Annotated in this window: 7 protein-coding genes and 1 pseudogene; 2 read left to right on the forward strand and 6 right to left on the reverse strand. The window is 41.4% G+C overall.

Annotated elements, in window-relative coordinates:
• Positions 1–155: 155 nt before the first annotated feature.
• The 4 genes from HC723_RS06850 to bepA form a co-directional block, all read right to left on the reverse strand.
• Complete coding sequence (locus HC723_RS06850) at positions 156–584, reverse strand: DUF2069 domain-containing protein (protein ID WP_153447502.1); 429 nt, start codon at positions 582–584, stop codon at positions 156–158.
• Between the two features lie 179 nt (positions 585–763).
• Positions 764–1,387 (reverse strand): NAD(P)H:quinone oxidoreductase, encoded by a 624-nt coding sequence (gene wrbA / locus HC723_RS06855; protein WP_153447501.1) that lies wholly within the window; start codon positions 1,385–1,387, stop codon positions 764–766.
• Positions 1,384–1,734 (reverse strand): arsenate reductase (glutaredoxin), encoded by a 351-nt coding sequence (arsC, locus tag HC723_RS06860; protein ID WP_190338597.1) that lies wholly within the window; start codon positions 1,732–1,734, stop codon positions 1,384–1,386. The genes wrbA and arsC overlap by 4 nt, the downstream gene beginning before the upstream one ends.
• Before the next feature lie 97 nt (positions 1,735–1,831).
• On the reverse strand, positions 1,832–3,283 hold the full coding sequence (gene bepA / locus HC723_RS06865; RefSeq protein ID WP_190338598.1) for a beta-barrel assembly-enhancing protease: 1,452 nt from the start codon (positions 3,281–3,283) through the stop codon (positions 1,832–1,834).
• Positions 3,284–3,510: 227 nt separating this feature from the next.
• Between bepA and HC723_RS06870 the strand changes: the two genes are divergently transcribed.
• Entirely contained in the window at positions 3,511–3,753 is a 243-nt protein-coding gene (locus HC723_RS06870; protein WP_153447498.1) for a sulfurtransferase TusA family protein, read from the forward strand.
• Entirely contained in the window at positions 3,741–4,814 is a 1,074-nt protein-coding gene (locus HC723_RS06875) for an AI-2E family transporter (RefSeq protein ID WP_190338599.1), read from the forward strand. Before HC723_RS06870 ends, HC723_RS06875 begins: the two co-directional genes overlap by 13 nt.
• Positions 4,815–4,899: 85 nt before the next feature.
• Here HC723_RS06875 and HC723_RS06880 read toward each other — a convergent pair.
• Both HC723_RS06880 and HC723_RS06885 read right to left on the reverse strand, forming a co-directional pair.
• A pseudogene (locus HC723_RS06880) lies at positions 4,900–5,037 on the reverse strand (thioredoxin-dependent thiol peroxidase); the annotation flags it as partial.
• 781 nt (positions 5,038–5,818) lie between these two features.
• On the reverse strand, positions 5,819–6,343 hold the full coding sequence (locus HC723_RS06885) for a hypothetical protein (RefSeq protein ID WP_190338601.1): 525 nt from the start codon (positions 6,341–6,343) through the stop codon (positions 5,819–5,821).
• Between the last annotated feature and the right edge of the window lie 217 nt (positions 6,344–6,560).

The following is a 6,560-nucleotide window of genomic DNA, read 5'->3' on the forward strand; positions in this document are numbered from 1 at the left end:
CTCAAGCGAGCAAGGACGGTTCAGCGTCTTTTCGGCGTATTCAAATTGATTAAATATTAAATGAAATTGGTATTATATCTAATCGCTCCAAATAAAAAGACCATCGTTAACTATTATTTTTAGTTAACGATGGTCTTTTTTATTGTTTGTGTTGCTTACTTTATCTCAGACTCATAACGTGCTTTTTCTTGTTTTTCTACGATCGATAAGCGCGTCAGTTTTAAGCCTAATGCTTTACCTTTATGGCGAGCATATAAAATATTAGCCACAAAGCTTAAGGAAGTTAATAGCAATTCGACTGCCCCTAACCAGCGTTCTCCTTCATCAAGATACAACACTGTTAAAGAGTGCAGAAAATAGAACATCAAAATAAAGTTGGCCCACGCATGGGTGTAGGGTTTGCCTTTAAGAATGCCGATTAATGGTAAAAGTAAGGGGATCATCCACGCTACCGTTAAGCCGATATAATTAATGTGTGGGTGAGGGGAGATAAACGCATGCCAAGCCAATACCCAACTTACCAAACAAAGGTAGCTGATAAGGGCGAAATAGCGCGACGGTCGAGAGTGAGTAATCTGAGTCATAACTGCCTTGTAATAACTATGAAAGATTATATCAATACGCTTCTATCGATATTGTTAATGGAGAAAAGTGTCAAAAGAACATGGATGTTCTTTTCCAAGTCCCCATGGACGGTTTAAACGTCTTTTGGTAATCAACAATATTCTTAGAAGCACTTGCTGAGAAACACTTAGTTAGAAACTTAATTTAATACTTTTAACCGTTTAGCAATCGTCGCTAAACGTTGTCCTTGTGCAAACGCGAGTGTTTTGACTTGCGTGTTTAAGCTGATGCCACCGTGATTGACAGGATCACCACTGATTGAACTAGCACCATAAGGAGTGCCACCTTGCGAACTGGTGTGTAAGTCGGGTTCAGAATATGGTAAGCCCATCACCATCATGCCATGATGAAACAAAGGTAACATCATTGATTGCTGGGTGGTTTCTTGTCCACCATGAGGCGAAGAGGATGAGGTAAACACACAAGCTGGTTTATCAATTAAACTGCCGGACACCCATAATGAGGTGGTGTTATCCCAAAAGTGCTTCATTGCTGCGCTCATGTTACCAAACCAAACCGGACTGCCTAACGCTAATCCATCACAATGGGTTAACTCTTCAAGCCTGATCACAGGATCGCTGCTGGTAGTGTGATCGCGTGGCGCTATTTCACTTTCTATACTTGTTATTTCTGCCACAGTGCGAAGTAGCGCTTGGCAACCTGTGACCGATTCAACCCCACGGGCTATTTGACGTGCCAATTGCAAAGTGGTGCCATGTCGGCTGTGATACAGCACCAGAATGCGGGTCGGTTCAGTACTCATAAAATCTCAAGCACTTGCTCTGGTGGTCGTCCGATACGGGCTTGGCCATTTTTGACAACAATAGGGCGTTCAATCAGTTTTGGATGTTGTTGCATGGCTTCAAATAACGCTTCATCATTGACCTTGCTGTCGCCCAAATTTAACGCTTTATACTCATCTTCTTTGGTGCGCATCATATCGCGAACGCTTGCTAAGCCTAATTGTTGGAAAATGGTTTTTAAGACTTCTATGTTTGGGGTATCGTCTAAGTATTTGACTACTTGTGGCTCAATACCTTGCTCGGTTAACAATTCAAGCGTTTGACGGCTTTTTGAGCAGCGTGGGTTGTGGTAGATAGTGACAGACATATTTATTCCTTAAATTCATGCGATGTTAAATGTCGATGCTCATAAGCAAAACAAACTTAACGGATTACATTAATGTTCTTTTAAAGTGCCATTGACGTTATTTTAAAGCAGCAAAGCGTTGTTGAGAAAAACGCAATTGATCGATTCTGGCATCGTATCTTGCTTGTTCTAAACTGCCTAATGTGGCCATTTGACTGGCTCGGGTATAATTCTTTATCGCTTTATTCCAATCGGCGCGCAAGGCAAATAATTCAGCTTGAGCTGCCAATTGTTCTTTTTCATTGCTAATACTGGCATTAGCATCGGCTAGCAATGACCAACCAACCGTATCATCAGGGTTGCTATGGGTGTAGCGCTGCAAGATAGGGATGGCTTCTTTACTCCGCTGTGCTTCCATCAAGATGTTGGCATAATTTATGGTTAATACCGCATTGTTGGGTTTTCTTTGCAGCGCTTTTTGTAGCAAATTAAGCGCTGTGTTGTATTCTTTTTTCTTCGAATAGAGATCGGATGCGGCATCCAAATAAAAATTATTATAAGGATCATTGGCCAATAATCGCTTCATGATGGCTTCCGCTTTAGCGACCTTTCCGGTATCGATATAAACCAGCGCTTCGCCATATTCAATGGTGGGTTTTAGGATCGGGCTGGATTTTTTTAAATGACGGGCAAACCAATCAAGCGAGCGATCAGAGTCTATATTGGCATAACGTGCAATCACGCGGGCTTGGGCTAAATGAAAATTCAATGATACCGGCAGTGACACTCTTGGGTAGTTATTGGCACGGTCTCGAGCTTCGGTTAAACGCGCCGCCGGTAAGGGGTGACTTAATAGCATCGGGGGCGGGGTGCTGGCATAGCGATATTGATCGGCTAAGTGACCAAAAAAATCCGGCATGCCTTTAGGGTCAAAACCGGCACGCGCTAAAGTAGCAATGCCAAATCGGTCGGCTTCTTGCTCATTAGAACGAGTGTAGTTAATGCTGGCTTGCATAGAACCGGCCGTGGTCGCATTCAATGCGGCAATACCCGCTTCCGGTGACGCGATAGCTAATAGAAGTGAACCGACTAACGCCGCAATAGTTAAAGGCGTATTACGGGCTTGCGCTTCCATGTGTCGAGCTAAATGTCGTTGGGTAATGTGCGAGATCTCATGGGCAAAAACCGACGCTAATTCGCTTTCATTATTGGCGTGCAAAAACAGCCCAGTATTGGCTACGACATAACCACCAAAGAAGGCAAAGGCGTTAACACTGCGGTCGCGGATCAAGTGAAAATGGAAAGGGGTTTTGACGTTATTTGCATGGGCGACTAATTGATGACCAAGGTTACCAATATATTCATCCATAACAGGATCGCTAATAATAGGGCTACTGGCACGCAAAATTCGCATGTAAGCATCGCCATACTCTAGCTCTTTATCTATGGTTAAGGTGCCGGCGGCTGTGGTGCCAATATCAGGTAAATCTTGATCGGCATAGGCTAAAGTTTGGGTGCAAAGTAGTGCTGAGAGCACAATACCGACAGTGGTACGTAAAAATCGCTGCATATTGACTATATAAAATCCATTTCTGACCGTTAGGATAAATTTAAGATGCCAAATTCGTCACTTGGTTTCTTTTTCATATACAATATACCCGTTTCACTTAGAGCGGCACTTCGTTCTTTATAACGGACTGCAACTCCAAATACTTTGGGTAACGTTAACTTAAAAAAGTGAAAGTTGACCATAAACCAACTCATACGCTAACTCTATCATAAAGTTTGAATGAAATAATGAATGCTGATTATCTAGATCTTCGAACCGAGCGATGCCCGATGGCGCTGTTGCTGGCTAAAAGAGCAGCAATGCAATTAAATGCTAAGCAACAACTGACAATTTTGTCCGATGATCTTGCTTCGATAAAGGATATGATGTTTTTTTTCGCACAACCACCTTTTGAAGTGAAAGTGGATAAAATAAACGATATAACGACTTTATATGTCACCAAAAGGAACACGCTGAAATGTTCGAAATGATTATCCGTTGGTATAAACGCCGTTTTTCCGACCCGCATGCGGTGAGCTTGGTTGCCACCTTAATTATCGGTTTTATCGTTATTTATTTTTTCGGGCATCTGATTGCTCCGCTGCTTATTGCCATCGTGTTAGCTTATTTATTGGAATGGCCGGTAGCACGTTTAAGGAAGTGTGGCCTACCAAGACTACCGAGCGTGCTCATCATTGTGGCACTGTTTATTGGTTTAATGTTATTGGCTTTGTTTGGTTTAGTACCGACAGTTTGGCGACAAGTGGCTAATTTACTTAATGATATGCCGAATATGTACAATACCACACAAGCTTACATTATCAGCTTGCCGCAACGCTATCCCGATCTTGCCAACCTTCAGGTTATTGACTTAATTGTAGAAAACACTCAAACCAAAGTACTCGGCATGGGCGAAACGGTGCTGCGTGGCTCAATGACTTCTTTGATGAGCATTGCGACCTTAGGGGTGTATTTAGTGTTAGTGCCATTATTGATCTTTTTCTTGCTCAAAGATAAAAATACCATGTTGTCGGCATTAAGTGGCATTTTGCCGAAGAATCGCCGTTTGGCAACCAAGGTTTGGGATGAGATGCACAGCCAAATTTCCAATTACATCCGCGGTAAAGTGGTCGAAATTGTGATTGTTGGTGTGGCGACATACTTGGTCTTTTTGATCTGTGGTCTGCGTTATCCAGTATTATTAGCGGTTGCCGTTGGCCTGTCTGTGCTTATTCCGTATGTTGGTGCGGTAGCCGTGACAGTGCCAGTGGCTTTGGTTGCGCTATTTCAATGGGGTTTAACGCCAGATTTTTATTGGCTGATCATCGCTTATGGCGTAGTGCAAATGCTAGATGGGAACGTGCTAGTACCGGTGTTGTTTTCAGAAGCGGTTAATTTGCATCCAGTAGCGATTATTGTTGCGGTGTTAGTCTTCGGCGGCTTATGGGGGTTCTGGGGAGTGTTCTTCGCTATCCCGTTAGCAACACTTGTGAAAGCGGTATTGCATGCGCTACCGAGTGTCGACGAACCTCAGGATTCCTCAGCAGCATAATTCTGTACGAGATTAAGATTATCAGACATTAAAATGCCCAATCCACTTGATTGGGCATTTGGGTTTTTATTACCGAGTTTTGGGATTATTGAGCAAAATAATCCAAAACCACTTGATGATGATCTTTGGTCTTAAATTTATTGAATACATGTTCAATCATGCCATTCTCATCAATTAAAAAGCTAATACGATGCAGGCCATCATAGGTTTTGCCCATGTGTTTTCACCCTTGGAAAAATTTTTAGGCATAAGTTTTGACGATTTTTGATAAATTCTAACTTTAACAGTGGGTTAGGTGAAAATTTTTTCTTTATGGATCCCAAGTATAGCAGTTGTCATAATTTTTTGTAAATAGTGCTGTTTTTGACACATCCCTAAGCTGAAATTTGTCATAAAAAACGTAGGCAATGCTATAAGATTAAGCGGATTGTCATTGTGATAAAGTCGCTTGGTAATTAAGGTACGACAGAATCGCTTGGTGATCACACAAGGAAATATGCATCGGTAACTCATTTGTGGACAAAAACATGTCAGCTCACTTGCTAATTTAGCGAACTATGGGTTAGCTTAAGTATTGGTAACTATGGAAGGAAAAAGGCAATATTCGACCCTATTATTTTTTAACCTGTGATACAGAAACGGAAAAAGCCCTAGCATTTCTGCTAGGGCTTAGAGTGTGGCGGAGAGATAGTGATTTGAATACTATCTTTACCGAGACCTTTATAAATTAAAGCATTGAAAAAATGGAGTTTTTCTGAAAGAGTCAATTGTCCATTAATGAGTCACATTTGATGTGTATAAAACTAGCATTCGTTTATAACATTCAATTGATGCTTTTGTGATCTTAGTGCTACCCGTGCCATCTTCTTGTTTCTGCTCCCGTTTAGGACGCTTCGATCAAACGAGTGAAAAGATGTGGCACATGTAAAGTTGTAATCCGAAAGCTCACTTAAAGGACATGCATATAATACACATCAGCCCCTTTCGAATTTACTATTGGATTGCTACATCAAGGCCTCCAAATCATCATCCATTACATAAGCCGTAGGATCGTACACATCATTTTGAAATCCTTCATGGCAGTACCAGTCAGATTCATGCAATGCCTGATACATCGCTGTTTCCCACGAATTCTTATGTAGTTTAAATTCGTTGTCAGCATCAACTTTAAGCTGTGCTCTAATGTAATCTAATGGATTTACTTGGGGAGCATTTTCTATAAAAACTTCTCTGAGTGTGGCTAACCGCGATGCAGCTTCTATCGAAAATCTATTTGATAAATGATAATCGACAAAGTGTGATTGTATTCTTTCCTGCATGATACGAGAGTAAGTATTGGGAATATTAATATAAAACTCCATGCGCATGAAGTCATCCTCTTTAAGACGAGCAAATAACCACTGTTGTTGATTTACGTCATCATAGTAAGGATGTAGCGTCTGCTTATTTTTCACCGTAGCAATCCCGCTGCTTTTCCCTTTATTACATTTATTGCAAGAAGGTACTAAGTTCTCAGGCAATACTGACAAGAGCGGAAATTTAGCCTTGGGCAAATAGTGGTCTAGTGTTTCAACTGTCGAAAAACCACAAAATGGACATTTATTATAAGGAGCAATATTAGTAAGCGTTCACCAGCACCCTATTGACAGGCGAATGTGACGATCATCACTTGATCTACAATTGCCTATTGAACGATCCTTTTTATGCTTCATTATCTTCACATGAGCAGAAAAAAAGAACCTAAAT

This window comes from Vibrio sp. S11_S32 (assembly GCF_014694465.1).
In the GTDB taxonomy this organism is placed as follows: domain Bacteria; phylum Pseudomonadota; class Gammaproteobacteria; order Enterobacterales; family Vibrionaceae; genus Vibrio; species Vibrio algicola.